Origin of the sequence: Burkholderia sp. WP42, assembly GCF_000745665.1 — a bacterium.
Classification (GTDB): Bacteria; Pseudomonadota; Gammaproteobacteria; order Burkholderiales; family Burkholderiaceae; genus Burkholderia; species Burkholderia vietnamiensis.
This window is the reverse complement of the sequence record NZ_JQJT01000020.1, coordinates 1-25,913: the sequence shown is the minus strand read 5'-3', so window position 1 is coordinate 25,913 and position 25,913 is coordinate 1. Positions and strand designations below refer to the sequence as shown.

General features: G+C 66.4%; 24 protein-coding genes and 1 pseudogene. 11 read left to right on the top strand and 14 right to left on the bottom strand.

Annotated elements, in window-relative coordinates:
• From EX20_RS12975 to EX20_RS12965, 3 genes are all read right to left on the bottom strand, one after another.
• Positions 1-1,158, bottom strand: coding sequence for an iron-containing alcohol dehydrogenase (locus tag EX20_RS12975; RefSeq protein WP_034193794.1), 1,158 nt, complete (start codon positions 1,156-1,158; stop codon positions 1-3).
• The gene (locus EX20_RS12970; RefSeq protein ID WP_011881897.1) at positions 1,155-1,490 is read right to left on the bottom strand and encodes a putative quinol monooxygenase; all 336 of its coding nucleotides are present in this window, start codon (positions 1,488-1,490) and stop codon (positions 1,155-1,157) included. Before EX20_RS12970 ends, EX20_RS12975 begins: the two co-directional genes overlap by 4 nt.
• Before the next feature lie 108 nt (positions 1,491-1,598).
• On the bottom strand, positions 1,599-2,315 hold the full coding sequence (locus EX20_RS12965) for an SDR family oxidoreductase (protein ID WP_011881896.1): 717 nt from the start codon (positions 2,313-2,315) through the stop codon (positions 1,599-1,601).
• A 132-nt stretch (positions 2,316-2,447) separates the two neighbouring features.
• On the opposite strand from EX20_RS12965, the gene EX20_RS12960 reads away from it, so the two are divergent.
• From EX20_RS12960 to EX20_RS12945, 4 genes are all read left to right on the top strand, one after another.
• Entirely contained in the window at positions 2,448-3,398 is a 951-nt protein-coding gene (locus EX20_RS12960; protein ID WP_034193793.1) for a LysR family transcriptional regulator, read from the top strand.
• Positions 3,399-3,553: 155 nt separating this feature from the next.
• Complete coding sequence (locus tag EX20_RS12955; RefSeq protein ID WP_014725150.1) at positions 3,554-4,942, top strand: nucleobase:cation symporter-2 family protein; 1,389 nt, start codon at positions 3,554-3,556, stop codon at positions 4,940-4,942.
• Between the two features lie 97 nt (positions 4,943-5,039).
• Positions 5,040-5,459 carry an NUDIX hydrolase gene (locus EX20_RS12950; RefSeq protein WP_011881893.1) on the top strand — a complete coding sequence of 140 codons (420 nt, stop codon included), beginning with the start codon at positions 5,040-5,042 and terminating at the stop codon, positions 5,457-5,459.
• 86 nt (positions 5,460-5,545) lie between these two features.
• Positions 5,546-5,848, top strand: a complete 303-nt coding sequence (locus EX20_RS12945; RefSeq protein ID WP_011881892.1) for a hypothetical protein — start codon at positions 5,546-5,548, stop codon at positions 5,846-5,848.
• A 10-nt stretch (positions 5,849-5,858) separates the two neighbouring features.
• Here the strand turns inward: EX20_RS12945 and EX20_RS12940 are convergent, their stop codons facing one another.
• Positions 5,859-6,071, bottom strand: a complete 213-nt coding sequence (locus tag EX20_RS12940) for a hypothetical protein (protein WP_014725152.1) — start codon at positions 6,069-6,071, stop codon at positions 5,859-5,861.
• A gap of 361 nt (positions 6,072-6,432) precedes the next feature.
• On the opposite strand from EX20_RS12940, the gene EX20_RS12935 reads away from it, so the two are divergent.
• The 3 genes from EX20_RS12935 to EX20_RS12930 all read left to right on the top strand — a co-directional run bounded on the left by EX20_RS12935 (position 6,433) and on the right by EX20_RS12930 (position 10,341).
• Positions 6,433-7,599 carry a DUF4382 domain-containing protein gene (locus tag EX20_RS12935; protein WP_011881890.1) on the top strand — a complete coding sequence of 389 codons (1,167 nt, stop codon included), beginning with the start codon at positions 6,433-6,435 and terminating at the stop codon, positions 7,597-7,599.
• 59 nt (positions 7,600-7,658) lie between these two features.
• The gene (locus EX20_RS31920; RefSeq protein WP_011881889.1) at positions 7,659-7,820 is read left to right on the top strand and encodes a hypothetical protein; all 162 of its coding nucleotides are present in this window, start codon (positions 7,659-7,661) and stop codon (positions 7,818-7,820) included.
• Between the two features lie 571 nt (positions 7,821-8,391).
• The gene (locus tag EX20_RS12930) at positions 8,392-10,341 is read left to right on the top strand and encodes a hypothetical protein (protein ID WP_034193792.1); all 1,950 of its coding nucleotides are present in this window, start codon (positions 8,392-8,394) and stop codon (positions 10,339-10,341) included.
• A gap of 67 nt (positions 10,342-10,408) precedes the next feature.
• Here EX20_RS12930 and EX20_RS12925 read toward each other — a convergent pair whose 3' ends face one another.
• The 8 genes from EX20_RS12925 to EX20_RS12890 all read right to left on the bottom strand — a co-directional run bounded on the left by EX20_RS12925 (position 10,409) and on the right by EX20_RS12890 (position 20,142).
• Positions 10,409-11,146 (bottom strand): winged helix-turn-helix domain-containing protein, encoded by a 738-nt coding sequence (locus EX20_RS12925; RefSeq protein ID WP_034193791.1) that lies wholly within the window; start codon positions 11,144-11,146, stop codon positions 10,409-10,411.
• Between the two features lie 97 nt (positions 11,147-11,243).
• Positions 11,244-11,981: a TenA family transcriptional regulator gene (locus EX20_RS12920; RefSeq protein WP_034193790.1), complete on the bottom strand. Its 738-nt coding sequence runs from the start codon at positions 11,979-11,981 to the stop codon at positions 11,244-11,246.
• Positions 11,982-11,998: 17 nt separating this feature from the next.
• Positions 11,999-14,398, bottom strand: a complete 2,400-nt coding sequence (locus EX20_RS12915; protein WP_034193789.1) for a putative bifunctional diguanylate cyclase/phosphodiesterase — start codon at positions 14,396-14,398, stop codon at positions 11,999-12,001.
• Between the two features lie 166 nt (positions 14,399-14,564).
• On the bottom strand, positions 14,565-15,329 hold the full coding sequence (locus EX20_RS12910; protein WP_011881884.1) for a Crp/Fnr family transcriptional regulator: 765 nt from the start codon (positions 15,327-15,329) through the stop codon (positions 14,565-14,567).
• Between the two features lie 601 nt (positions 15,330-15,930).
• Positions 15,931-16,752, bottom strand: coding sequence for an alpha/beta fold hydrolase (locus EX20_RS12905; protein WP_011881883.1), 822 nt, complete (start codon positions 16,750-16,752; stop codon positions 15,931-15,933).
• 103 nt (positions 16,753-16,855) lie between these two features.
• On the bottom strand, positions 16,856-17,737 hold the full coding sequence (locus EX20_RS12900; RefSeq protein WP_011881882.1) for an alpha/beta fold hydrolase: 882 nt from the start codon (positions 17,735-17,737) through the stop codon (positions 16,856-16,858).
• Between the two features lie 51 nt (positions 17,738-17,788).
• Positions 17,789-18,802 (bottom strand): MBL fold metallo-hydrolase, encoded by a 1,014-nt coding sequence (locus EX20_RS12895; RefSeq protein WP_051974436.1) that lies wholly within the window; start codon positions 18,800-18,802, stop codon positions 17,789-17,791.
• Positions 18,803-19,197: 395 nt separating this feature from the next.
• Positions 19,198-20,142, bottom strand: coding sequence for a 3-hydroxyacyl-CoA dehydrogenase NAD-binding domain-containing protein (locus EX20_RS12890; RefSeq protein ID WP_011881880.1), 945 nt, complete (start codon positions 20,140-20,142; stop codon positions 19,198-19,200).
• Between the two features lie 243 nt (positions 20,143-20,385).
• Here EX20_RS12890 and EX20_RS12885 point away from each other — a divergent pair, with 243 nt between their 5' ends.
• The 4 genes from EX20_RS12885 to EX20_RS12870 all read left to right on the top strand — a co-directional run bounded on the left by EX20_RS12885 (position 20,386) and on the right by EX20_RS12870 (position 24,536).
• A complete protein-coding gene (locus EX20_RS12885) occupies positions 20,386-21,270 on the top strand; it encodes a LysR substrate-binding domain-containing protein (protein ID WP_034193788.1) in 885 nt (294 codons plus the stop codon).
• 333 nt (positions 21,271-21,603) lie between these two features.
• Positions 21,604-22,398 carry an acetoacetate decarboxylase gene (locus EX20_RS12880; RefSeq protein ID WP_011881878.1) on the top strand — a complete coding sequence of 265 codons (795 nt, stop codon included), beginning with the start codon at positions 21,604-21,606 and terminating at the stop codon, positions 22,396-22,398.
• 137 nt (positions 22,399-22,535) lie between these two features.
• A complete protein-coding gene (locus tag EX20_RS12875; protein ID WP_014725162.1) occupies positions 22,536-23,435 on the top strand; it encodes a LysR family transcriptional regulator in 900 nt (299 codons plus the stop codon).
• Between the two features lie 162 nt (positions 23,436-23,597).
• Positions 23,598-24,536: a LysR family transcriptional regulator gene (locus tag EX20_RS12870; RefSeq protein ID WP_014725163.1), complete on the top strand. Its 939-nt coding sequence runs from the start codon at positions 23,598-23,600 to the stop codon at positions 24,534-24,536.
• Between the two features lie 16 nt (positions 24,537-24,552).
• On the opposite strand, the gene EX20_RS12865 is transcribed toward EX20_RS12870, so the two are convergent.
• Together EX20_RS12865 and EX20_RS31915 are read right to left on the bottom strand one after the other, a co-directional pair.
• Positions 24,553-25,695, bottom strand: coding sequence for an AraC family transcriptional regulator (locus EX20_RS12865; RefSeq protein WP_034193787.1), 1,143 nt, complete (start codon positions 25,693-25,695; stop codon positions 24,553-24,555).
• 59 nt (positions 25,696-25,754) lie between these two features.
• Positions 25,755-25,913 (bottom strand): annotated as a pseudogene (locus EX20_RS31915) (electron transfer flavoprotein subunit alpha/FixB family protein); the annotation flags it as partial.

Here is a 25,913-nt window from a genome sequence, read left to right as displayed (position 1 = left end):
TCACCATGCCTGCCGATAAATCGCGAGCGCATCGGCTTCGGTCACTTCGCGCGGATTGTTGACGAGCAGACGCGTCTGCAGCATCGCATCGGCCGCCATCCTCGGCAGGTCGGCCTCGCCGACGCCGACTTCGCGCAGCGTGCGCGGAATGCCGGTCGCGACGATCAGCCGGTCGATCTCGTCGATCAGCGCCTGCGTCCTCGCTGCGTCGCTGCCCGTCGCCGACGGCGCGACGATCGCCGCGAGCTCCGCGTACAGCGGCGCGGCAGCCGCCGCGTTGAAGCGCAACACGTGCGGCAGCACGAGCGCGTTCGACAAGCCATGCGGCACGTGGAAAATGCCGCCGATCGGGTAAGCGAGCGCATGCACGGCCGCCACCGGCGCATTCGCGAACGCCTGACCCGCGAACATCGCGCCGACCAGCATCGCTTCGCGCGCCGCGCGATCGTGGCCGTCGTCGCATGCCTTCAGCACATTGCGCGACAGCAACGTCAGCGCGTGCACGGCCAGCATGTCCGACACCGGGTTCTTCAACCGCGCCGACGTATAGGCTTCGATCGCGTGCACCATCGCGTCGATGCCGGTCGCTGCCGTCGCGGCGCGCGGCAGCCCGAGCGTGAGCTCGGCATCGAGGATCGCGACGTCCGCGAACAGCTGCGGCGACACCACGCCCATCTTGCGCGCTTCGCCGACCGTGACGATCGATACGGCCGTCACTTCCGAACCAGTGCCGGCCGTGGTCGGCATCTGCACGAGCGGCAGCCGCGGCGTCGCGACCTTGTCGACGCCGTACATGTCGGCCAGCGCCTGGCGGCCCGGCGCGAGCACGGCGATCAGCTTCGCGACGTCCATCGACGAGCCGCCGCCGAGGCCGAGCACGATCTCGGCGTCGGCGGCCACCGCGCGCGCGGTCGCTTCGAGCACCACGTGCTCGGGCGGATCGGCGACGACGTCGTCGATCACGCTCACCTGCCAGCCGTGCGCGGCGAGGCTCTCGAGCGCGGGCGCGAGCACGCCGCTGCGATGCAGGAACGCGTCGGTGACGACGCACAGCCGCACGAGCGACGGAAAGCGTTCGCGCAACAGCGGGCCGAGCCGGCGTGCTGCGCCGAATTCGACGATCTGCGTCGCGACGGTACGGAATTGAAACGGGTTCATCGAGCGGCTCCCGGTTGCGTCGCCGTGCCGGTGTCCGGCTGCACCATGTAGCGCGTCACGTCGCGGCGATCGAGCAGCGGAATGATCTCGCCGATGCCGATGCGCTGGAAATGCGGCGTTTCCCGATGTGCGTCGAGGCCGCCGGCGTCGCGGTAGCGCTCGAGGATCACGATGTGGTCGGGATCGACCGGCGACCGGAAGTACGCGTAGTCGAGGTTGCCCGGTTCCGCTCGCGTGGGCGGCGCGAGCTGCGCGAGCAGCTCGATCACGCGCTCGCCGTTGCCGGGTTTCGCGAAGTAATGCGCGATGACCTGCAGGTAGGGTTCGTTCATGCTGCGCTCCGGAGTCGTCGGCTGGTCGGCACGCCGACACGGCGCGCGCACCTCGACGTCGCATTGTATTGAATCGGCGCGACGCGCGCAGAGCGCGACCGTCGCGCGCTACCAGGGCACCGTGCGGCCCTGGTAATCGAGGTATTCGAGCCCCGGGCGGCGGCGCTTGTCGAGCAGGACGTTCACGAGGCCCGGCACGCTTTCGTCGATCGTCAGCCGCGCATCGGGGCCGCCGAGTTCGGTGCGGACCCAGCCGGGCGCCATCAGCACCATCGCGCGCGCCGTACCGGCCTGACGCGCGGCGAAGCTGCGCATGAACTGGTTCAGCGCGGCCTTGCTGCCGCGGTACACCTCGCGCATCCCGTTGACGTTGTTCGACACGCTGCCCTGCCCCGACGACATCGCGCCGATCAGGCCGTCCGCCGTCACGAGATCCTGCAGCGTCTCGATCGTGCGCATCGGCGCGAGCGCATTCGTGATCATCACGCGCACGAACTCGTCGGTCGTGACTTCGCCGATCGTCTCGGCCGGATCGTTGCTCGTGCCCGCGTTGACGAACAGCATGTCGAAGCGCCGCCCCGACAGGCGCGCGCGCAGAGCGCCAAGCTGCGCGGGCTCGCAGATGTCCAGCGTCTCGATGTCGAGCCGCGCGCCGACGCGCTCGGCGAGGTCGTGCAGCTTCGAGCGGCCCGAGCCCGCGCGGACCGTGCCGGTCACATGCCAACCGTGATTCAGGAACTGCTCGGCCATCGCGAGCCCGAGGCCGCGCGATGCGGCGACCAGCAGGATCGAGGGTGTGCCGGCGTGCGAGAGAGTCGGTTGCATCGTATTCACCTTGGAGATCGTTCGTCTCCGGCTACTGTAGGCGCTCGCCATCGGATGCACCAGACGCACCGAACGCAATCCACGATTGCACCGGACGCCATGTCACGCCGCGCCATGCCTTATGCTGTCGGGATGGAAGACCTCGATCTGAACCTCGTCACCGCGCTCGACGCGCTGCTCGGCGAAGCCAGCGTGACCGGCGCCGCGCGCCGGCTGGGCTTGAGCGCGTCCGCGATGAGCCGCACGCTCGCGCGCTTGCGCGCGGCCACCGGCGACCAGCTGCTCGTGCGCGCCGGACGCCGGCTCGTGCCGACGCCGCACGCGACGGCGTTGCGCGAGCGCGTGCACGCGGTCGCACGCGAAGCGCAGGCCGTGCTGCGGCCGGCAGCGGCCGACCTCGACCTCGCGACGCTGTCGGCCACCTTCACGCTGCGCGCGGCGGCGTCGTTCATGGAGATGCTGGGCGGCCCGGTCGTCGCCGCGATCGGCGACGTCGCGCCCGGCGTGCGCGTGCGCTTCGTGCCGCGGCTCGCGCGCGACCCCGGGCCGCTGCGCGACGGCTCGGTCGATCTCGACATCGGCAAGCGCGGCGACGACGCGCCGGAGTTGCACACGCGCGAGCTGTTTCTCGACGCGCACGTCGCGGTGGCGCGCAGCGGCCACCCGCTGTTCGCCGCGGCCAGAATCACGCCGGCGCGCTACGCGGCCTGCCGCCACGTGATCGCGGCGCAGCTCGGCGACTTCGGCGGCCCGGCCGACGACGGCGAGCGCACGGCGGTGGCCGCGCACAACGTCCACGTGGTCGTGCCCGGCTATCCGGACGCGATGCGCGTCGCGGCCGGCACCGACCTGATCGCGCTGGTGCCGCGCTCGAGCCTCGGCAACGCGCTCACGCCGGGGCTCGCGGATGCGCTAGGGCTGCGCAGCTTCGCGATCCCGGTCAAGTTGCCCGAGATCCTGATCTCGGCGCTGTGGCACCCGCGCATGCACGGCGACCCGGTGCATCGGCGGCTGCGCGACGTCGTCACCGACGTCTGCAAGCGTGCGTATCCGCAGCGTCGCGCGCCGCGCCGCCCGCGCTGACCGTACACGGGACTGCCGCACCGTCGTTCTCGACTCCGTTCGCGGCCGCCGTTCCGTGGCCGCCAGGCGCCGGCCGTCGCGCCACACCAAGGGGCGGCGCCCCCGACCGTTCGGCTAAAATGCCGCACTTTCCCTCCTGTCCGGCCCGCTCGTCCATGCAACCCGCCTCCTCTGCCCGATCCGCCGCTCACGGCGCCGACGACGCATCTTCCGCGCGCGACCTCGTCTACGGCCCCAACGACCGCCCGGCGCCGACGATCGCGTTCGTCGCCGCCCTGCAGCACCTGCTGGCGATCATCGTGCCGATCGTCACGCCGGGGCTGCTGATCTGCCAGGCGCTCGGCGTCTCGAGCCGCGACACGACGCTGATCGTGTCGATGTCGCTGGTGATCTCAGGCATCGCCACGTTCGTGCAGTGCAAGCGCTTCGGCCCGCTCGGCGCGGGGCTGCTGATCGTGCAGGGCACGAGCTTCAACTTCGTCGGCCCGCTGATCGCGGGCGGCAGCGTGATGGTCAAGCAAGGCACGCCGGTCGAAACGGTGATGGCCGCGATCTTCGGCGTCGTGATCGCCGGCTCGTTCGTCGAGATGGCCGTGTCGCGCATCCTGCCGTTCGTGAAGCGGCTGATCACGCCGCTCGTGACCGGCATCGTCGTGCTGCTGATCGGGCTCACGCTGATCAAGGTCGGCCTCGTCAGCATGGGCGGCGGCTACGGCGCGATGGCCAACGGCACGTTCGCGAGCGCGCAGAACCTGACGCTGTCGTGCGTCGTGCTCGGCACCATCATCGTGCTGAACCGCGTGCCGATCGTCTGGGTGCGCAGCACGGCGCTGGTGATCGCGCTCGCGATCGGCTATGCAGTCGCGGCGGCGCTCGGGCGCCTCGACTTCACCGGCATGCACCAGGCCGCGCTGTTTCAGGTGCCGACGCCGCTGCACTTCGGCATCGGCTTCTCGTGGTCGCTGTTCGTGCCGATGCTGATCATCTATCTCGTCACGTCGCTCGAAGCGATCGGCGACGTCACCGCCACGAGCAAGATCTCGAACGAGCCGGTCGAAGGGCCGGTATGGATGCGCCGGATCAAGGGCGGCGTGCTCGTGAACGGGGCGAACTCGCTGCTGGCCGGCGTGTTCAACACGTTTCCGAGCTCGGTGTTCGCGCAGAACAACGGCGTGATCCAGATCACGGGCGTCGCGAGCCGCTACGTCGGCATCTGGATCGCGGCGATGCTGGTCGTGCTCGGGCTGTTCCCGGTGGTGGCCGGCGCGCTGCAGGCGGTGCCCGAGCCGGTGCTCGGCGGCGCGGCGATGGTGATGTTCGGCGCGGTGGCCGCATCGGGCATCAACATCCTGTCCGGCGTCCACCTCGACCGCCGCGCGCTGCTGATCATCGCGGTGTCGCTCGCGCTCGGCCTCGGCGTGTCGCAGGTGCCCGACATCCTGAACAGCCTGCCGCATGCGCTGAAGAACGTGCTGGCCTCGGGTGTCGCGACGGGCGGCATCTGCGCGCTGGTGATGAACTGGTTTCTGCCGGAACGGCAGTAACGCCACCGACGCCGGCACGGCGCGATCTGATCGTCGCGCTCGGCGACGCCGGCCGCCGCTGCTTGGCCCGCCGCCCGGCAGCCGCTAGAATCGCACCATGTCGCCAGCCACCTCCATCGCCCCGCCCGAAATCGCCACCGTCCCGATCAAGGAACGGGCAACCATCGTGTGCTATCGCGCCGAGCAGGTGCTGCTGGTCGCCCGCATGTCGTCGCGCTGGGCGCTGCCGGGCGGCACGATCAAACGCGGCGAAACGCCGCTCGAAGCCGCGCATCGCGAATTGCTCGAGGAAACCGGCATCGTCGGGCAAAGCCTCGTCTATTCGATGCAGTTCAGCGGGCTCGCGAAGGTGCACCACGTGTTCTTCGCGGAAGTCGGCCCCGAACACAAGCCGACCGCCAGCAACGAGATCGACAAGTGCAAGTGGTTCGCGATCGATCGCGTCGCGGCGCTGCGCGCCAGCATCCCGACCAAGCGCATCGTCGAACTGGTCTACCGGCACGAGATCCTCGCCTAGGTAGACGCCCCAGCCCCGCCGGCTCGCACGAGCCGATATCATGCGCCCACGGTCCGTCGTCGCGTTCCCTCTCGAGCGAGCTGCAGATGAACAGTGCGTACACCTACCGCGGATACACGATCGATGTCCGCTGCGAATTCCGGCTCGACCTGCCGCACGCGCGCGCGTCGCTGGCCGATCCGCCCCGGTTCGGGTTCGTCGCCATCGTGCAGGTGCGCGCGGGCGAGCGCGCCACGCGGCTGCTCGCGCCGATCCGGCTCGCCGACGACGGCGGCCGCCTGTTCGACACGACGCGCACCGCGCTGTGCGCGGGCCAGGCCGCTGCCGAGATCATCGTCGACGATTTGCTGGCCGACGCCGGTTGCGCGAACGGGCGCGCCCGCTCGTAACGCGCCGGCGTCAGTGCATCCGCTTCCTGCGGAATTCGTGCGTCGAGTAGACGGCGAGAAAGATGCCGAGCATCGCGATGCCGGATGCCAGGAAGTCGTGGGCGGCGCCCGTGCCGTTCAGCGATTTCGGAAAGAGGTCGAGGCTCAATCCCGCCGCGGCCAGCAGCACGCCTGCCGCGACACCCCATGCCGGTCCGATGGTCGTTTCTTTCGTGTTTTTCATACAGCACCCGTCTACAGTCGTTGCCAGGCGGTGTGCGCGCATTGCGCCGCGTTCACCGCTCACGTCCGCACTATAACGAGGAAAAAAATACCGCGGGTTCGGTGCTTTTCCCCATCAAGTTTTTGCCTCGCGCGGCCGATCTAAGCCGCGCCGTCCGCTGCTATCACGTTCGGCCGAGCGCGCTCGTTCGTTCGCGGCGCGCCGCACTGCGGCGACGCTGAGGCGGAACGTGCGCCGCCAAGCCAGCCCCTTTACGCGTGGACGCAGAATTTACCGTTCGTTGCAAACCTGTCCACACTGTGGGCGCCGCGCGCGGCTATGCTTCGGTCCATCCACAATCATGATGGAAGGGGACAAAACAATGAACAATCAATTCTGGAAGGCCGCGTTGTGCGCAGCGATGGTGCCGTTCGCGCTGGCTGCGTGCGGCGGCGGCGGCGGCGGCGACGGCGGCAGCACGCAAACCGGCACGCTGCACGTCGCGATGACCGATGCGCCGTCATGCGGCTTCGATCATGTCTATGTGACGGTGTCGCAGGTCCGCGTCAATGCGAATGCGAATGCTGCCGATAACGATGCAGGGTGGTCCACCGTCGCGCTGACGACGCCGCAGAAAATCGACCTGCTGTCGCTGACCAACGGCGTCCTCGCCGATCTCGGCCAGACCGCGCTGCCCGCCGGCCAATATCAGCAAGTGCGGCTCGTGCTCGCGCAAAACCAGGGCAACAGTCTCGCGAATTCGGTCGTCCCGACCGGCGGCACCGAGCAGGCGCTCGCCACGCCGAGCGCGACGCAAAGCGGCTACAAGATCATCCAGCCGTTTACGGTGCAGCCGAACACGCTCGTCGACCTCGTGCTCGACTTCAACGCGTGCAAGTCGATCGTCCAGCGCGGCAACGGTACCTATGCGCTGAAGCCTGTCGTCACCGCCACGCCGACCGTGGTGAGCGGCGCGATCGCGGGCTACGTCGCCGCGGCGGAAGCCGGCGCGACCGTCTATGCGGAGCAAGGCGGCAAGGTCGTGCGCGGCACGGTGGCCGACAGCACCGGCAAGTTCGTGCTGTCGCCGCTGATCCAGAGCTCGACGCAGGGCAACTACGACGTCGTGATCGTGCAGAACAGCTTCGCGTCGGGCATCGTGCGGTCCGTACCGGTCGTGGTGAACACCACCACTTCCGTATCGGCGCAGAGCGCGCCGATCGCGCTGCCGGCATCGACGATGAGCACGGTCAGCGGCACGGTGACGCCGAGCGCCGACGCGCTGGTGCGCGCATTGCAGACCGTCGACGCGAACCCGTACGAGATCGCGTCGATCAACGCGAACATGGACACCGGCGCGTATGCGCTGAACCTGCCCGTGGCCGCGCCGATCGTCGGCACCTACTCGGGCACGTTGCCGGTCGCGCTCGCCGCGTCGCCGGGCGCCGCCGGTCAATACACGATCGAGGCGGACGCAGCGTCGGGCGCGACGCAAGCGACGAACGTCAACGCAACCACCAGCCAGTCGAACGTCAATTTCACGTTCTGACGCTCGGCAGCAACCACGAAAGGGCCGCACGGCCCTTTCCTCGATAACGGGAGAACGATGTGAAGAAAGGGGTTATTGCGCTGCTCGCGGCAGCGAGCGTGGTGGGCGCACTCAGCGGATGTGTCGCCTACGTGCCGGGCGCGCCGGTCGTCGTCGCGCCGCAGGGCGGACCGGGCAACGGATTCTGTCCGCCCGGCCAGGCGAAGAAAGGCAATTGCTGATGGAACGAAGCCCGCTTCCCAAGCGGGCTTTTTTTCGTCCGCAGCCAGGCCGGCACGATGGCAGCGCGGCATCGGGACGTGGCGCAATCGGGCCACATCCCGATGCTCGGCACGCACACGGCGCCATCATTTCGAAACGGAGTCCGGAACAATTCAACGTTCCGACTTTCTCACGCGCAGACACCCTGCCCCAACGCCGCGACCGAACGTCGCACATCGTACGCAGCCTGCGCAGCATTCCATAATTTCAACGGTCCGATGCGCCTTTTCCAGCGGGCCTCTGAGCGCGAAATGCGGATTTGCAGGCCGTCGATTCGATGAAATGGCCGTGACATGCCATGCTTATCCTCATATCAACCGGCGCCGATCGTCCCTACTCTGCCCATTCCGTGCATCGCTTCCGCGACCTGCGTGCGTTCGACGCGACGTCGCATCCGGAAATACCCGCACATCCTGACGGCAGGTGATCGTGAACCCCAATCTTCGCAATGCCGCGCTCGGCGCCGCACTCCTACTTTCTCTTTCTGCATGCGGAGGCGGTGCATCGTCATCGACCACCGGCGCCGTTTATATGGGGCCGCTGCGCAACGCGTCGGTCAGCGTCTATGCGGTCGCGGCCGACGGCTCCGCGTCGGACCAGCCGATCGCGCAAGCGGTGACGCGCGACGACGGCACGTTCGTGCTCGGCGGCGCCGTGCACTATCCCGTGCTCGTGCGCGCCACCGGCGGCGTGTATGACGAGGAAGCGACCGGTACGCGCACGACGCTGCAAGGCGACCTCGAAGCTGTCTTCACGGCTGCGCCGGCGCGGATGATCGTGTCGGTCTATTCGAACGCGATCGTTCAGGCCGCACGCGCCGCAGGCGGCTTGACCGGCGCGAACCTCGCGGCCGCGATGGCGCAGGTCAACGCGTTCGCCGGCGGCTTCGACGTGCAGCAGACCCCACCGGCGTTCGTCGCGCCCGGTACGGCGCTCGCTGCCGCCGCTCTGTCCGACGGCGCAAAAATGGCGCTGGCGCTCGGCGCCGAATCGCAGAGCCGCACCGACACCGGCGCATCGGTTCAGGACAGCACGCAGAACATCGTCGCGCAATCGGCCAACGGCGACACGCTGGCCGAGTGCAATACCGGCGCCGGCAATCCCGCGGCCGACGGGACGCTCGCTGCGCCGCCCGGCGGAAATTGCGCGGTGACGACCGGCGCGGCCGGCTACGCGGTGAATCCGCGCAATCGTTCGGGCATCGCGTCGGTGGCGATGCTCAAGCCGGTGGTCCCCGGCAAGCCGGCGACGATCACGGTCAGCGACGGCGCATGCCGCGATCGCGTCGCGCTCTACAACGAGCAGTTGCCGCTCTTCACGAGCCGCAAGAACGACGTGCAGGCGCGGCTCGGACACGACGTGACCGTCGACAACTGGTCGAGCTTCGCCGACGGCGGCTCGTGGGGCCCGCGCGCGGCCGTCTACGGCGCGATCACGACGGCGTCGTGCGCCGGCGACGTCGCGACGTTCCAGCGCGAGCTGTTGCTCGCGACCGAGAACTACTGGGTCGACCAGGAGCTGAACTACTGCCATCACCATATTCCGGGCTGGCTGCCGCCGGCTTCGCGCCCGTCGTTCTTCAACTCGGATACGTCGTCGAAGTCGATGACCTGCGCGCCGCATCGGCGCAGCAACGGCGTGCAGACCACCGCGACGCTCGCGAACGCCGACATCAAGTGGCAAGGCGTCGACTGTTCGGACTTCACGTCGTGGGCCTACGATTTTGCCGGCATCACGCACGCAAGCGGCAACCTGCAGACGGGCATCGGCACGCAGGCATGCTCGACCGGTTCGGACCCGCTCGCGGCCGTGACCGATCAGGCCGGCGTGCTGCTCGACATCAATCAGGACAACGTCGCGCAATTCGTCGATCATCTGCGCCCCGGCGATCTGCTGTACATCACCGAAACCGCGCATCCGCAAGCGGCGCCGCAGAGCATGATGTCGGGCTTCGTCGTGTCGCACGTGGTCACGTGGACGGGCAAGCGCTTCAGCGACCTGCGCAACGGCCCCGAAGGCCAACGCTACGATCCGGCGGTGGCCGGCGCGAGCGGCTCGCGTCTGGGCGGCGATTTCGGCGGCTTCTTCTCGCGTGCGGACGGCGGGACGACCAAGGTGCAGCCGTCCGAGATCGGCACGACCGACATGGACCCGTGGATGATCATCGACAGCCACTATGCGGGGCCGGCGTACCGTCCGTTCATCCTGAAGACGCCGAAGCTGAACGCCGACTGGTACGTGACGAGCCTGTCGCACGTGCGCCGCGTGATCGACCCGGAATCGGCCAGCGCCGACCCCGTGCTCGCGCCGCTCATCATCACGAAGGAAGCGACGGGCCAGGGGCAGTTCAGCCGCTACGTGGTGCTGAGTTCGCCCGCGGGGCGCGCGGCGACGAATGCGCACAAGCTCGTCTATCAACTGTCCGGCGCGAAGGGCGTGCCGACGTGTTACCGCACGCCGGCCGACACCCCCGCGCAATGACGGCACGACGGATGCCGACCGTGTCGGCTTCGTCGGCTTCGTCGGCTCCGTCGCCAACGGCGACGACCTAAACGCGCGCTGGCGGCGGCGCCTGCAGGTCGTCGTCCGGCAGCACGCCGAGCGGCACGAAGATGTAGCCGCGGCCGCGTACGGTGCGGATATAGCGATAGTCGCCGAGCGCGCCCTCGACCCCATTGCGCAGCCTGAAGATCAGCACGTCGAGCCCGCGCTCCGCGCGCCCGGCGACGGCCGGCCCGAGCCGCGCGAGGATCTCCGCGCGCGACAGCACCCGCATCGGCTGCGCGATGAACACTTCGAGCAATGCGAATTCGCTCGCGCGCAGCCCGAGATCTTCGCCCGCGCGCGTCGCGCGGCGCGTCACGAAATCCACGTCGATGTCGCCGAACGCATAGCGATCGACGTGGCGCGGCGTGCGCGCCGCATGCCTGCGGATGGCGCAGCGCACGCGCACCGCGAACTCCATCGGCTCGAACGGCAAGACGAGATAGTCGTCGGCGCCGGCCTCGAACGCGACGAGCTTGTCGGCCAGCTGCGCGCTGCTGCCGAGCACGATCACCGGCAGGTCGCAACCCGCGCACCGCAGCGCGTCGAGCGCCGCGCAGACTGCCGTGCCCGGCGGCTCGACGCGCAGCACGATCAACGCGGGCGCCACCGCGGCGACGCGCGCGCGCAGCATCGACACGTCGTCGAGCACCGACATGCCGATGTCACAGCCGCGCAGCAACGCACGAATCATGCCGCGCATGCGCCGGTCCGGCTCTGCGACGAGTACTTTTGTCAGCATCGGAAATCGTCCGGCAGGACTGCGGCGTGCGCGTCGTCGCCATCACGTCGACGTGCCGACGACGACGCGCGCACCGGCTTCGGCACGGCGCGACCGCCTAAACATGCAGACAGCAATCGAGGCTCATCAGGAAGTATTCGAAGCTCTTGCGGATCGACGTCTCGACTTCGCGCACGTCGCGCGCGTCCGGCGCGCGGCCGAGCAGCGTCGCGACGATATCGAGCGCCTCCCACGGATGGCGGTCGTCGTACTCGGCATGCAGCCTCAGCCAGCGCATCGCGCGATGCCGCACCGACGCATCGAACTTCTCCTCGTACGGCGACGCGCACAGCAGCGCGCTCCACTCGCCCGTGACGCCTTCGATCGCGTAGTTCGTCGCGGCGATGCTCGGCGCCAGCGCGTCCGCGCTGCCGCTCTTCCAGCACCAGTGGCTCAGCGCGAAGCCGGCGAGCGGCGCGTCGGCGCCGAGCAGCATGTCGCGCGTCACGCCGGACTCGGCGGCCCAGTTGGCCCAGTGATCGACGTGATTCTGCTCGACGCGGATATTGCGGATCAGATAGCGCCGCGCCTTCTCGTCGCCGGGCGACCGGTACGCGGCGGTCTTCACGAGGTTCATCGCCATGTACTCGGGAAACTGACTGACCACCGCCCAGCCGGTCACGAAGAACGTGCGCAGTTGCGCCGCCGTCAGCGTCCCGTCGATCATCGCCGCGAACACGGGATGCGCGCGGATGCGGGCCTTCAGCTCGTCGGTCGCGCCTACCACGTCGCGCAGCCACGCTGGATAGCTGGCCAGGTCCATGATGTCGCCGCTCAGCTCGAATGGAGCATTCATCTGTTGTCCTCCGTGGTTCAATGGAATCCCCCTTCCTGCCAGGGCACGGGGCGGCCGAAGTAATAGCCCTGGCAGTAGTCGACGCCCAGCGTGCGCAGCATCTCGGCCGTCTCCGGGTCCTCGACGTGCTCGGCGACGGTCCGGTACTGCATCACGTGCGCGATGTCGTTGATCGCGCACGCGATGCCACGCTTGACGTGGTCGGACGTCATGGTCGCGACCAGCCCGCCGTCGATCTTCAGGTAGTCGATCGGCAACTGGTGCAGATACGAGAACGACGACATGCCGGCGCCGAAATCGTCGAGCGCGAACCGGCAGCCGAGATCGCGCAGCTCACACATGAAGCGCGATGCGACTTCCAGGTTGCGGACCGCGCTCGTCTCGGTGATCTCGAAGCACAGCAGCGACGGCTCGAGCCCCGACGCCGACAGCTCGGCCATCACGAACTCGACGAAGCGCTCGTCGGTGATCGAGCGCGCCGACAGGTTCACGTTGTATTCAACGTACTCGCGCCGTTCGAGCCGCGCGAGACGCCGGATCACGTTGCTGACCACCCAGCGGTCGATCATCGTCATGTGGCCGTAGCGCTCGGCGGCCGGCAGGAACACCGGTGCGATCAGCTTGCCGTCGGCGTCCGGGACGCGCAGCAGGATCTCCACGCGCTGCGGCGCGCCGTCGCCCGACTGGATCGGCACGATCGGTTGCGCGTGCAACTGGAACGCATTCGTTTCGAGCGCCGTCTTCACGCGGCGGCTCCATTGCGTGTGATACGCCGGGCGGCCGGCATGCAGGTCGCGCGGATGCGCGACGTGCACGCGATTGCGGCCGCCGTCCTTCGCGACATAGCACGCGAGGTCGGCCATCTGCATCGCCTTCTCGATGCTCGCGGGACGGCACGCGAGATCCAGCAGCCCGATGCTGACGCTGATCTTGAACGGTTCGCCGTCCCACGTGAACGTGAAGGCCTCGAGCTGCGCGCGCATGCGCTCGGCCTTGCCGTCGTCGGGCGCGACGTTGCGGCAGGCCGGCAGCAGGATGCCGAACTCGTCGCCGCCGAGGCGGCCAAACACGTCGCCTTCGTCGAGACAGCCGCTGAACACCGCCGTCGCGTCGCGCAGCAGCACATCGCCGGCCGCGTGGCCGCATACGTCGTTCACTTCCTTGAAGCCGTCGAGGTCGAGCACCATCAGCGCGCCGCCCGCGCCGTCGGCCAGCATCTCGCCGAGGCGCCGCTCGAACCCGGTGCGGTTGATCAGGCCGGTCAGCGCGTCGTGCGACGCCTGCCACGTGAGCCGCTCGATCAGCTGGTGCTCGCGCGTCATGTCGCGCAGGGTCAGCACGTGGCCGACGCAACGGCCCGCGGCGTTGGTCATCTTCGACAGCGACGCGCGCACGGGCACCGCCGTACCGCATACGCGGATCAGGTTGAGATCGCGCGTGAACGTGTGGTCGCCGCCGTTGCAAAGCGTTGCGAGCAGCTTGATCGACATGCCGGTCGACGTGTCGATCAGGTCGAGCACGTCGTTGATCGGCTCGCCGACGCACCGCTGCGCCGTCCTGCCGAGCAGTTGCTCGGCGGCCGGGTTCACGGTCTCGATGCTGCGCGTGAGACCGATCGTGACGATCGCATCGACGACCGAACGAAGCGCGGCGTCGGCAAATGCGAGGCTGCGGTCGAGCTCGGTCTGCATCGACGACTGCTGGCGTTGCGCGCGGCTCGCCCAGCGCACCGACAGCAGGATGATCAACAGCGACGCCACCACGTACGACAGGAGCAACTGGATCACCGCTGAACGGAATTCGGCGCTGAGTTCGTCGGAGAAGCGTTTCGGCAACGGCTCGATGCGCGAGTTGATGTCCCAGAGGTCGCGGTTCAGGCGGCTCGTGCGCGCGACGTCGCCCGCGTGGACCGACTCGCGCAGCGCACCGGCGAGCCGGCGCAGGTCGAGCAGATGCCGGTCCGCCTCGGCCCAGTACTGCAGCGCGGTGTTCACGTGCGCGAAGGAGTTCAGGACCGGATAGAACCACACGACCGCGGTCGCATCGACCGGGTTGATGCCGGCCGCGATCATCGCGTAGCGGGCCACGTCGTAGTCGGCCGGCACGCCGATCATCGCGCGGTGCGCAACGCTGAACGACACAAGTGTCGCGTCCGCGAGCCGGTAATCGTCGAACAGCTTTTCGTCGCCGGTGTCGGCGTAGCGGCTCAACAGGATGACCTCGTCCTTCTGCGCCTTCGACCAGCTGCTTTCGCCGCCGACGTATACGCGCAGCGACATGATCACGACCAGACTGACGGCCACGAACCCGGCCAGCGTCACGATCACGACGACGACCGGCAGGATGCCGAGCGCCGGGCTCCACGGCCACACGTGAAACGAGCTGCGCTGACTCTGAAACTTCGTACTGTTTTCCATACCTTCACGACCGCTTTCTGGTTCTTCTCGATCCAACCTGCCCGGCGCGTCGCCGGAAATCCCGCGTTCACGCATCCATGCTTCCCCGTGTACTGCGCACCGCCGTTCATGCCGCTGCTGCGCGACGCACAGGTATCGGCTGCGCAGCATCACCTGCAACCGACGGCTAGACCATTCGCGCGCCGAGCGCCGGTAACGCACCGGCGTCGAGTGCGAGGAGGCGCCGCGTTTCGTCGCGGATCGCCCGATGACAGCCGCAACTCGCTCGTTCGAGGCGCGCGAGATCCGTCAGCACGATGACGCCGCGACGCTGATGAATCAGGTCGAGCGCGTGGATCTGTCGCGTGGTTTCGGTGACGGTCTCGCGGCGCACGCCGAGCATCTGACCAAGCATGCCGTGCGTGACCGGGATTTCGATGCTGCGCGAGCGCTCGTAGCCGATCAGCAGCCAGCGCATCAGTTGATGCCGGATCGTGTGATGGCGGCTGCAGAACATCACCTGCGACGCCTGGGACAGCACCAGACTCATCCGCACGAACACCTGCCGGCGGATCGCCGCCGAGGCGGCACACGCGTCGGCGAAACGGTGCGTACCCAGCCGATACGCGAAGCCGCCGCCATAGACGACGACCCGGCGCTGCATCGCACTGCCGACGATGTCGTCGCAGACGACGCCTTCTCGGCCGATTTCCGTCACGCCGAGCGTGCCCCTGCCCGACCCCGTGAATTGCAGCGACACACCGGCCGTCACCGGAAAATAGACGGCGTCCAGGTTCTCGCCGGCATCACATAAAAGCTCGCCGGTCCGCAGCGTCGTCAGCCGCAGATGCGGCGCCAGTTTCGAACGGCTATTTCCGTCGAGCGAGGCCAAGAAATGATTGGCGACGAGTGCATCCGGCAACTCGACGACATTGTTTTCCCGATGTGTCACGGCACGCCTCGTACGTTGGATTCCTGCCCCACGGCAACCGCACCTTTCGGTGTTTCAGCGTGCCGGGCTTAACGGTTTATTCAACGCTTTATGTCGCGGCGACGTTGAGCAAAAAGGTATCACGCAGCCCGGCCAATGGGGACGCGCCGCCCCACTACATGAAGTAATTTGACAGTTCGTACGGCTAATGCCTTCTCATTCGAATGAAGATTGGCCAATCTGATTCGCCGAGGCATCAAAAACGGAATGCGAAGTATTGATTTACGTCAATTCATTAATGAAAATGCATCGCGATGCGTTTGCCTCGGAAATAAATATCGTTTCATGGTCCGAAGTTAATGCGGGAAGTGTGCGTTATCGAGCGGTTTGCCGGTCGCATCTGTGGAAGGCAAGCCGCACGCCGGCGCACGCGATGTACTCGGAATGAATGTGACGGCGCACGGCGCCCGTCGGGGCGCCCATCGAACTGCGCCATGAGACAAGCCGGTTTCCGCACGCCCACAGCGGGACGGGAAACCGGTGAATGGGAACGATTGGGCACGGCGCCCGGAGCGGTACACCGTGCGCGATTCAAGTCAACGCAATGTGGCCGGCCGCGGCATCAAGCGCGCGCGTAGGCAAGCAGTTCGTCGTTCAAGCGCTGCGCATGCGTCAGATACAGCGCGTGCGGCCCGCGTTCGTACACGCTCAGCGTCGCGTGACGCACGCGCTGCGCCGTGACCGCGCCGGTCAGGCTCAGCGGGGCGGTCTGGTCGTCGTCGCCGTGAATCACGAGCGTCGGAACGTCGAACTTGTCGAGGTCGGGCCTGAAGTCGGTCTCGGAAAAGGCCGCGACGCAATCGAGCGTGCCCTTCAGCCCGCCCTGCAGCGCCATGAACGACGTCCAGTCGAGCGCGGCGCGCGAGATCGTCGAGTCGGGCCGGTTCGAACCGGTAAACAACGGCCAGAAGCTCTCGAAGAATGCGGCGCGGTCGGCCAGGATGCCGGCACGAATGCCGTCGAATATGGCGATATCCGCGCCGTCGGGGTGATCGTCGCGTCGCGCCACCAGCGGCGTCACCGAACCGACCAGCACGGCCTTCGCGACGCGGCCCGTGCCGTGGCGGCCAATGTAGCGAGCCACTTCGCCGCCGCCCATCGAAAAGCCGACGAGTATCACGTCGCGCAGATCGAGCGTCTCGATCAACGTCGCGAGGTCGTCGGACAGCGTGTCGTAGTCGTATCCCGTCCACGGCTGATCGGAGCGGCCGAACCCGCGCCGGTCATACGCGATGCAGCGAAAGCCGTTCGACGCGAGATGATGCATCTGGACGTCCCACATGTCCGCATTCAATGGCCAGCCGTGAATGAATACGACGGGACGGCCGGCGCCCCAGTCCTTGTAGTGAAGCGAAACGCCGTCGCGTGTCGTGAACGTGCTCATGCCGATTCCTCGGTGGTCGAAAGTTGGTGGCTACCACTGGCCGCCACGGATTCGGGCAGCTGCCCGGTGAGGCTCGCGGCGTGACGATGGCGGTGCAGCGCACTCAACCGCCGGTCCAACCGCTCAGGAACTCGAGCAACAGCGCATTGACGCGCTCCGGTTGCTCCTCCTGCGGGAGATGGCCGCAGCGCGCGATCGGCTCGGCGCGCAGATTGGTCGCCATCGACTCCCACACGGCCTTCATATCGAACATGCCGCCGACCGCGTAGAAGTCCTCGCCCCAGATCGCCATCGTCGGACATGCGATGCGGACGTCGGCGTCCGCCTTGTCCTGCGCGACATCCTCGGCGTTCGCCCGATAGTCGGACATCGCGCCGCGCACGGCGCCCGGCCGCTTGTACGCCTTCACGTAGGTGTCGAAGTCTGCGCCTTCGATCGTGTGCGGGTTGTAGCACCAGTCGGAAAAGAAGTGGCGAAGCCACGGCTCCTCGTTGCCCGCGATCAGCGTCTCGGGCAGGTCCGCGACCAGATGGAACAGAAAGAACCAGTACGCCCGCGCCGTTTCGGGGCGCATGTTCTCCGCCACGATGCGCGTCGGCACGTTGTCCATCACGACCAGCCGGTCCACCCGCTCCGGGTGATCCTTCACCAGGCGCGTCGCCACACGCGCGCCTCGATCGTGGCCGACCAGCGCAACCTTGTCGATGCCGAGCCGATCCAGCAGACCGACGATATCGCGCGCCATGTTGCGCTTGTCGTATCCGGATGCGGGTTTGTCGGTTTCACCGTAGCCGCGCAGGTCCGGTGCGATCACGCGATACGTGCGGGCCAGCACCGGTATCTGATGACGCCACGCGAAACTGGTCTCGGGAAAGCCGTGCAGCAACACGACTACCGGCCCGCTGCCGGCGTCGAGATAGTGTTGGCGGATACCGTTCGCGGTGAGCGTGTGATGCGTGACTTCGACATCGTTCGACGTTTCCATCGGTCGTTCCTTCGAAAAAGGCGCATGGAGGAGCGCCGCTGCGCTGCCGCGTCAGCGGCCCGGTGCAGCGCCGGCATCCGGCACCGGCGATGCGTCGTAGTTGACGGGCACCCAGTCGAAGCCGTCGCCATCCGCTCTGACGTGCCCGAGGCCCGGAAAGGAGACATGCGCGGCGCCGACGAGGTAGCGTCGCTCGGCCACCTCGCGCAGGATCTCGCGACGCGATTCGCGCGCCTGCGGCGGATCGCTGTCGTACGCGACGGTGGCTTGCGGATGCCGAAGCTGAATCGCGGCGACGTGCACGACGTCGCCCCACACGAGCAGATGCGCCGTGCCGCTTTCGACGAGATAGGCGATTTGACCGGGCGTATGGCCGGGCAGCGAGATGGCGCGAATGCCCGGTTCGATCACGCCCGCTCCATCGAACGTCTGGAAGCGCCCCGTGGCGCGGTACGGCTCGACCACCGCGGCCGCTGCGTCGAAGAACGGCGCGAGAAGCGGCGATGCGCCCGGCTTGTTGGCCGGATCGAGCCAATAGTCGGCTTCGGTGCGATTCGCCTTGACGATCGCATTGGGAAACACGGCCGCGCCCTTCGACGCGATTCCGCCGATATGGTCTTCGTGCATATGCGTCAACAGCACTTCGTCGACCTGCTCGGGGCGATAGCCGGACGCGCGAAGATTGTCGACGAGCCGCCCGCAGCAATCGCCGTACAGGCTCCCGGCTCCGGCATCGATGAGGATCAGCTTCTTGCCGGTGTTCACGAGGAAGGCATTGATGGAGCCCTGCACCGGCTGCTCGAGGAATGCGCGATGCAGATCGCCGTCGATGGTCGCGTTCGACACGCCCTTGACCACCGTGTCGATCGGGAACGCATGCGTTCCGTCGGAAAGCGCCGTGACTTCGAACTGGCCCACCATCGTTCGGTAGAAGCCCGGCGCCTGCTTGCCGGCAAACGGGGCGGCGGCGAACGCCGCGACGCTCCAGGCTGTCGCGACGACGGCCAATACTGACGCGACGTGCTTGCGTATCCTTCTCGATCGGTTCCCACGATCAGTCGTCATTACCGTCCTCGGTGCATGCTCAGATAGGACGAGCATAGCGACCGCGCGGCACTGGCGTCCCTAAAGTTCCTGAATCGTTCTGTGCGGTCGGGCTTGACGCGGGGGGCGGGTCGATCGACACCGCTGGACGACGCCGTGGCCGCTTCAACGGCGCAGGCGCTGCTGGCACGCGACGGGACGTCGGGGAGAGATCGCGAAAGGTGGGGAAAGCGTGTGTGGCGAAAGGCAGCGAACCGCAATCATCGGCCGCTGAAATCCAAAACAGCCGCCGAAACGTTCACTGGCTGCCTGAACTGCCAAGATCCCGCCGGGATCGGTACAACGAAACCGCCCGGCGCCTGCCCGACCGGCTCGGTCAGGCAGGTGCCAAATGATGGCGCCGGGCGGCGTACGGCTTACTGCTTCGACTGTCCAGCAAGACGCGCCTTCAGCAGCGTCAACAGCAGCTGATCCCGCTCGGAAGCGAGCGTCTGGAAGTCACGGCCACCCACTTCCTCACGCAAGCCCGCGATCATCTTTTCGCGCACTTCCTGGGTGAATTCGAAGTCGCCGAGCGGCGTCCACCAGGTGACGAGCGGGCCGGCAAACTGATTGTAGAAATGTTCGATGCCGCCTGCGCCGCCGCCGAGATGATTCAGCATCACCGGCCCCATGACACCCCAGCGCAAGCCCGGCCCCCACGAGCAAGCCGCATCCGCATCGGCCACGCTGACCACGCCTTCGCTGACGAGCGACATGATTTCGCGAACCAGCACACCCTGCAGTCGGTTGGCGACGTGGCCCGGCACTTCCTTGTTGAGCCGGATCGTCTTCTTGCCGAGCGCGGTGTAGAACGCGTCCGCGCGATCGATCGCCTCGGCAGCGGTCCGCTTGCCCGCGACGAGCTCGACCAGCGGAATCAGATGCGGCGGGTTGAACGGGTGGCCGACGATGCAGCGCTCGGGATGCCGTTCGCAACCCTCCTGGATGTCCGTCATGGTCAAACCCGACGAGCTGGTCGCGATAATGACGTCCGGACGCAGCATCGCATCGAGCTGACGATACAGTTCGTGCTTGAACGGCAGACGCTCCGGACCGTTTTCCTGGACGAAGTCGACATCGGCAAGGTCGTTCATATCGGTCGTAAACGTCAGGCGCGCCTGCGAGCCGCCCGGCACGACGGCGCCCAGCGTTTCCATCGCAGGCCACGCCTTTGCGATGTACTCGCGCAAGGATTTTTCCGCGCCCGGCGCGGGATCGGTCGCCACGACGTCGAACCCCTGAGCCAGAAACAACGCACTCCAGCTGGCTCCGATGACCCCGGTACCGACTACCCCGATCTTCCGAATATTCTTGCTCATATGGCGACTCGCAATGACTGATAGAGAAATTGGCGCGACGCCGCAGACCGCCGGCGTGGTCTCACCTACTCTCGTGGACCGTGGACCGCGCAGCATGCTGCATTCGGGGTGGGTCAGCGAGCCGGACGGCAGCCTGCATCGAAACGAGTCGATTGCGTCGCGCCTCAAAGTCTAGTCGAGCAGAACCGCGACGCTCCAATACTTTGTGGCACCGACCCTATGCCTCGGCGCTATACTTTCGCGATGGAAATCCGACACTTTCGATATTTTCTGGCGATCGCCGAGGCGGGGAGTTTTGCGGAAGGGGCCAAGCGACTGTGCATTGCCCAGCCGTCGCTGACGCGGCAAATTCGGGCGTTGGAGGACCAGCTTGGTTGCCCGTTGTTCGTGCGGTCCTGGCATGGCGTGCAACTGACGGATAGCGGCGAAATCCTGCTCAGGGAAGCCCGGCTCGCCGTCGCCCAGTTCGACCTGGCGCTCAAGCGCACGCGGGAAGGCAAACAACATCCGCGGAAACTCGCTCTCGGCATGATTCCCGGCACGGAAGACGAACTGATGGGGCGCATCTCGGCCGCCCTCGGTCCCGAGTTGCAGGACATCGCGATCGACGTTCACAGCAAGCTGCATCTCGATCTGATTCGCGCGCTGGAAAACGGCCGCATCGACGCGGCATTCGTCCGCCAGGGCGATATCGGTCCGGAATGGACGAGCCGGACGGTCCAGGCCGAAGACCTGATCGCCATCCTGCCTCGCGGGCACGCGTTGCTGAACAAACGCCGCCTGTCGCCGGCCGATCTGTCCAAAGAACGCATCATCGCGGTGGCCGCGGCCGCCGCGCCCGCGCTACGCGCAACCATCGACGCATTCCTCCATCAGGACGGCACCGCGCCCGCAAAGCCGCCTCTCGAGGCCGACGGAATGTTGAGCATTTTCTCGCTGGTCGCCGCGACCGGACTCTGCAGCCTCGTGCCGAGCCATTTCGCGCGCATGCTGCCCAAGGGGATGGCTACGCGACGCCTGACCGCATTTGATAGCAGCCGGCTCAATCTCGTGCTGGCCTATGCGGGCAATCGCGCCTCGCCGATCGTGTCGCGTCTCGCCGCGCAGATGGGCGCAACGGTCAACTGAATCGAGCCTGCCCCGACCGGACGCAACGTCCCGCATCATGCCGGCGAAAGATCGCGCGGCGCCCCATCCCCGATCACTCGTTGCATCGCACGCAGCCGCAGCGCCATGCGATGACCGAATTTGCATGTCGGGTTGAGCAACGCGGAATTCAATTTCCTCCAGGCATGCAATTCATAAAAAGAATTCAATTTATTTAAGAAAAATCGAAATCTAGACTGTTCACAGCCGGGGTTACCTGATGCCTGTTTCCGGTGCGAGCGACGCGGGCTCAGCGCCCGCAGATCCGGCGCACCACCCTCGCCTCTCGAAAGTTTTGCCGACCAAGGACCCATTGTGAACATCAGCGACGTCAAGCAACGCGCAGTTTCGATTCCCCTCACCAGCCCGACCTATCCGCAAGGCCCGTACAAATTCGTCAATCGCGAATTCCTGATCGTGACGTACCGTACCGATGCGAAGAAACTTCGGGAGCTGGTTCCCGAACCGCTCGAAATCGACATGGACAATCCGCTCGTCAAGTTCGAGTTCATTCGCATGCCGGATTCCAGCGGCGGATTCGGCGACTACACGGAATCGGGGCAGGTCATTCCCGTGACGTACAAGGGCCGCCGCGGCACCTACACGCACGCGATGTTCCTCGACGACCACGCACCGACTGCCGCCGGCCGCGAGCTGTGGGGTTTCCCGAAGAAAATGGCGAAGCCGTCGCTCGAAGTCGACACCGACACGATCGTCGGCGAACTGCGCTACGGCAAGGTGCTGGTGGCGAGCGCGACGATGGGCTACAAATTTCAGGAGCTCGACGCTCAAGCCGCCAAGGCGACCATCGAGGCGCCCGGCTATCTGCTGAAGATCATCCCGCACGTCGACGGTTCGCCGCGCATCCTCGAGCTGGTCGAATACCGCTGCCAGGACGTCACGATCAAGGGCGCCTGGACCGGCCCGGTCGGCCTCGAGCTGTTTTCGCACGCGCTCGCACCGCTGAAAGACCTGCCCGTGCTCGAGATTCTCTCCGGCACGCACATCCTGGCCGACCTTACCCTCGGCCTCGGCCACGTCGTTCACGATTACCTCGCCCATCCGTCCGCGCACCACGCGCACAAGGAGGCCGCCGACGCCCTGGCGTGAATGAGCGAGCGAGGCGCACACTCCCGGGCGTGCGCCTCACTGCCGGCGACATCGTAACCATCGCGCACCGCTGCAATCCGACGCGCATTTGCACTTCGGGCGATAATCCGTCGGTCCAATCATCGCCAAGAAGTGCAATGGACTTGAAGGCATTTCGCTATTTCGACGAGATCGTCAGGCAAGGGAATTTCGGCAAGGCAGCCAAGCGCCTTCCGCTGTCTCAACCGGCACTGAGCAAAGCGATTCGACTGCTGGAAGACGAACTGGGTGTCACGCTGCTCGAACGCGGCAGACGCGGCGTCGCCGTCAAGCTCACGTCTGCCGGCGAAGTCGTTCTGCAACATGCGAGAGCCATCCTGGCAGAGCGCGAGCGGATGCAATTCGATCTCGACGCGCTGCGCGACCTCGATCGCGGCGAACTCCGTCTGGGACTGCCACCGGTCGGTAGCGCAGAGTTGTTTGCCGCTCCTTTGGCGGAATTCCGCGAGCGATATCCAGGCGTGTCGATTCATCTGCACGAACATGGCAGCGCCGAACTGGAGCAAGCCGTGCGAGACGGCGAACTCGAGCTCGCGGCAACGATGCTGCCGGTGCGAACCGATCTGCAAGCGATGTTCATCCGGCGCGAGCCGATGGTGCTCGCGGTACCTCGCGGCCATGCGCTCGAAACGCACGTCCGTGTCCACCTGCATGAGCTGAATGGCGTGCCGTTCATTGCGCTGAATGAAGGATTCGCATTGACGCGCAGGCTGCGCGAAGCGTGCATTGCCCAAGGTTTCACGATCAACGAAGTCGCGCATAGCGCCCAGCCGAATTTCGCACTTGCGCTCGTCGCGGCGGGTTTGGGCGTGACGTGTCTGCCGCGGCTGGTCGCGCGCCGACATGGCAATGCCGGCGTACGCCTGATCGACCTCGATGCACCCGGACTGGAATGGCGTGTCGCGATCGTATGGCGCAAGGGCACGACGCTATCCTGGGCCGCACGTGCGTGGCTCGACCTCATCAAGCCGGACGATGCCGGAGTTCCCCTCGACTAGCGACGCAAGCCGACAATCGCGGCGCGCCACGTCGGCCGACGACCCACCTGCCGGGCCACGCCCTCGCCCGCATCCGGCATTGCGGCCCGCTGCGTCAGCGTCCACGAATCGCTGCGCCGATCATGGTCACCGATATCTCGCGCGCTTTCCTTCCAGAGTCACATGAAGATGGATTTTTTCGCTGCAATTGGCATATTCGTACGCGTCGTGGAGTCGGGCAGCTTTACCGCCGCCGCCCGGCAAGTGAACGGCTCGACCGCCCAGATCTCGCGCGCCGTCGCATTTCTTGAAAGACAGCTCGGGGTCCGCTTGCTCAACCGCACGACGCGTCACATCGGCATGACGGAAAGCGGCGAACGCTACTTCAAGCGCGCGAAATCGATTCTTGCGGACATCGAGCATGCGTCGGCCGAAGCGCGCAACCGGCTCGCAAAGCCGTACGGAAAGCTGCGGGTACACGCGATGCCGAGTCTCGGGTTACGTTACCTGACGTCCGCGATGGTTCAGTACCAGGTGTCGAATCCCGACGTCAAAATCGAACTGACGCTGTCGGAACGATTCCCGAACCTGATCGAGGACGGCATCGACGTCTCGCTGATGGCAACGGCCGACTTGCCGACTTCGAGCTATGTCTCGAAGGCGCTCGGCGGCAACTACAGCGTACTCGTCGCGTCGCCGGACTACGTGCAGAGAAGCGGCATGCCGTCGACGGTCACGGACCTCGCGGCACATAGCTGCCTCACCTTGAACGCGCCGAACTCGGCTCCCGAAAAATGGCGTCTGCACGGCCCGGACGGCGAGCATGCCCATCTGGTTCAGGCCTCGCCGTTTCAGGTCAACATGCCGGATGCCATGCGCTTCGCGCTGCTCGCGGGCGCCGGCATCGGCCCGCTGACGCTGCATTCGGCGATCGACGATCTTCGCCGCGGCACGCTGGTTCGGGTCCTGCCGGAATATCGCGTCAATGCGCTGACGGTGTATGCGCTCTATACGTCGAAGCGCTATCTGGATGCGAAGGTCAGCACCTTCGTTCAGCATCTGCACGGCATCGCCTTGCCCGCGTTCGAACCCCTCGACACGCTCGTCGCGGCGAATCGCTAACGAGAGGCGCCGGCAATCAGCCGGCCTGCCGACGGGCCTTCCACGGCTGCTGGCGGTATGTCGCCGGCGTGCTGCCTGTCCAGTGCCGGAAGGCGCGATAGAACGCCGTCGGATCGTCGAAGCCGACACTATTGGAAACGGCCTCGATCGAATCGTCCGAGCGCGTCAGCCGATAGATCGCAACGTCCCGCCGCACGTCGTCCTTGATCGCTTGAAAACTCGTGCCGTCGTCCGCCAGGCGTCGTGCCAGCGTACGCACCGACACGTGCAATTCCCGCGCGACCGTCTCGATCGTCGGCATGCTCGGCAACGCATTCTCGATCAACCGGCGAACGCGATGACAAGCCATCTGCTCGGCAAATGAAGTGAAGATCCAGTCTTCCGGCGCGCGGCGCAGGAACTCCTCCAGATCCGGCTTTCGTCGGGAAATCGGACGATCGAGGTAACCGGCATCGAAGAAGAGGCAGGTCTTGTCCCTGCCGAACCGCACCGGTCCGGGAAACAGGTACAGCAAGTCCCCCGACTGCGTCGGCCGAAGGAATCTGAATGAAACTTCGCGCAGCGCGATCTTCTGCCCGATCAGCCATGACGCGACGCCATGGACGAGCTTCAGCATCAGCTCGCTGCCCAGCGCGCTGACCGGCCGACCATCCGGATCAGGAATGAATTCGACGCAGGCGAGCGCGCCCTCTCGCCACGACGCGAGGCGAAAATCGTCGAGTATCAGGCGAAAGAACTGACCGATACGGTTCAACGCGACATCGAGCCGGGGTGCATCGATCAGACTGAGGCAAAGATATTTCAACAGCCCGCTTCTCAACGGACGACTGAACATGCCGGGCATTTCATCGTCCAGCTCCGTCGCCAGCAGGCGATACAGCGTCGCGAACTGCTGCTGCGTCACGCGCGCGGCCGGCTTCTCCAATAGGTGGGCCGGGATGCCGGAGCGTTCGGCAAGGCGCACGACGACTTCGCGTTCGGCCCCGGCCAGAAAGCCGTTGACCACCGAGATCGGGACTGTGGCCAGCGGATAGGTCGAAAAGCTGTCTAGCACGGTATCGAATGTTTTCTTGCCACTACGTTCGAAGGCGATGGCGTGCAAGGTGCTGCGGCATGGTCGACAGCCGACGGATGGCGTGTCGACGGCCGGCTCCTCCATCGCGCTACCGCGACAGAGGAGCCGGGGAGCTTGCGCTCACTGGCTACGCAATGCCGTCGTCAGCCCAGCGCGCTCACGAGCTCCGGCACGAGCGTGAACAGATCGCCGACGAGACCGTAGTCGGCCACGCTGAAGATCGGCGCTTCCGGATCCTTGTTGATCGCGACGATCACCTTCGAATCCTTCATGCCGGCCAAGTGCTGGATCGCACCCGAGAT

Bases quoted from the DNA above. Each gene is read 5' to 3' on its own strand.
- EX20_RS12975 (WP_034193794.1), bottom strand. From the start codon at position 1,158: ATGAACCCGTTTCAATTCCGTACCGTCGCGACGCAGATCGTCGAATTC.
- EX20_RS12970 (WP_011881897.1), bottom strand. From the start codon at position 1,490: ATGAACGAACCCTACCTGCAGGTCATCGCGCATTACTTCGCGAAACCC.
- EX20_RS12965 (WP_011881896.1), bottom strand. From the start codon at position 2,315: ATGCAACCGACTCTCTCGCACGCCGGCACACCCTCGATCCTGCTGGTC.
- EX20_RS12960 (WP_034193793.1), top strand. From the start codon at position 2,448: ATGGAAGACCTCGATCTGAACCTCGTCACCGCGCTCGACGCGCTGCTC.
- EX20_RS12955 (WP_014725150.1), top strand. From the start codon at position 3,554: ATGCAACCCGCCTCCTCTGCCCGATCCGCCGCTCACGGCGCCGACGAC.
- EX20_RS12950 (WP_011881893.1), top strand. From the start codon at position 5,040: ATGTCGCCAGCCACCTCCATCGCCCCGCCCGAAATCGCCACCGTCCCG.
- EX20_RS12945 (WP_011881892.1), top strand. From the start codon at position 5,546: ATGAACAGTGCGTACACCTACCGCGGATACACGATCGATGTCCGCTGC.
- EX20_RS12940 (WP_014725152.1), bottom strand. From the start codon at position 6,071: ATGAAAAACACGAAAGAAACGACCATCGGACCGGCATGGGGTGTCGCG.
- EX20_RS12935 (WP_011881890.1), top strand. From the start codon at position 6,433: ATGAACAATCAATTCTGGAAGGCCGCGTTGTGCGCAGCGATGGTGCCG.
- EX20_RS12930 (WP_034193792.1), top strand. From the start codon at position 8,392: ATGGGGCCGCTGCGCAACGCGTCGGTCAGCGTCTATGCGGTCGCGGCC.
- EX20_RS12925 (WP_034193791.1), bottom strand. From the start codon at position 11,146: ATGCTGACAAAAGTACTCGTCGCAGAGCCGGACCGGCGCATGCGCGGC.
- EX20_RS12920 (WP_034193790.1), bottom strand. From the start codon at position 11,981: ATGAATGCTCCATTCGAGCTGAGCGGCGACATCATGGACCTGGCCAGC.
- EX20_RS12915 (WP_034193789.1), bottom strand. From the start codon at position 14,398: ATGGAAAACAGTACGAAGTTTCAGAGTCAGCGCAGCTCGTTTCACGTG.
- EX20_RS12905 (WP_011881883.1), bottom strand. From the start codon at position 16,752: ATGAGCACGTTCACGACACGCGACGGCGTTTCGCTTCACTACAAGGAC.
- EX20_RS12900 (WP_011881882.1), bottom strand. From the start codon at position 17,737: ATGGAAACGTCGAACGATGTCGAAGTCACGCATCACACGCTCACCGCG.
- EX20_RS12895 (WP_051974436.1), bottom strand. From the start codon at position 18,802: ATGACGACTGATCGTGGGAACCGATCGAGAAGGATACGCAAGCACGTC.
- EX20_RS12890 (WP_011881880.1), bottom strand. From the start codon at position 20,142: ATGAGCAAGAATATTCGGAAGATCGGGGTAGTCGGTACCGGGGTCATC.
- EX20_RS12885 (WP_034193788.1), top strand. From the start codon at position 20,386: ATGGAAATCCGACACTTTCGATATTTTCTGGCGATCGCCGAGGCGGGG.
- EX20_RS12875 (WP_014725162.1), top strand. From the start codon at position 22,536: ATGGACTTGAAGGCATTTCGCTATTTCGACGAGATCGTCAGGCAAGGG.
- EX20_RS12870 (WP_014725163.1), top strand. From the start codon at position 23,598: ATGAAGATGGATTTTTTCGCTGCAATTGGCATATTCGTACGCGTCGTG.
- EX20_RS12865 (WP_034193787.1), bottom strand. From the start codon at position 25,695: ATGGAGGAGCCGGCCGTCGACACGCCATCCGTCGGCTGTCGACCATGC.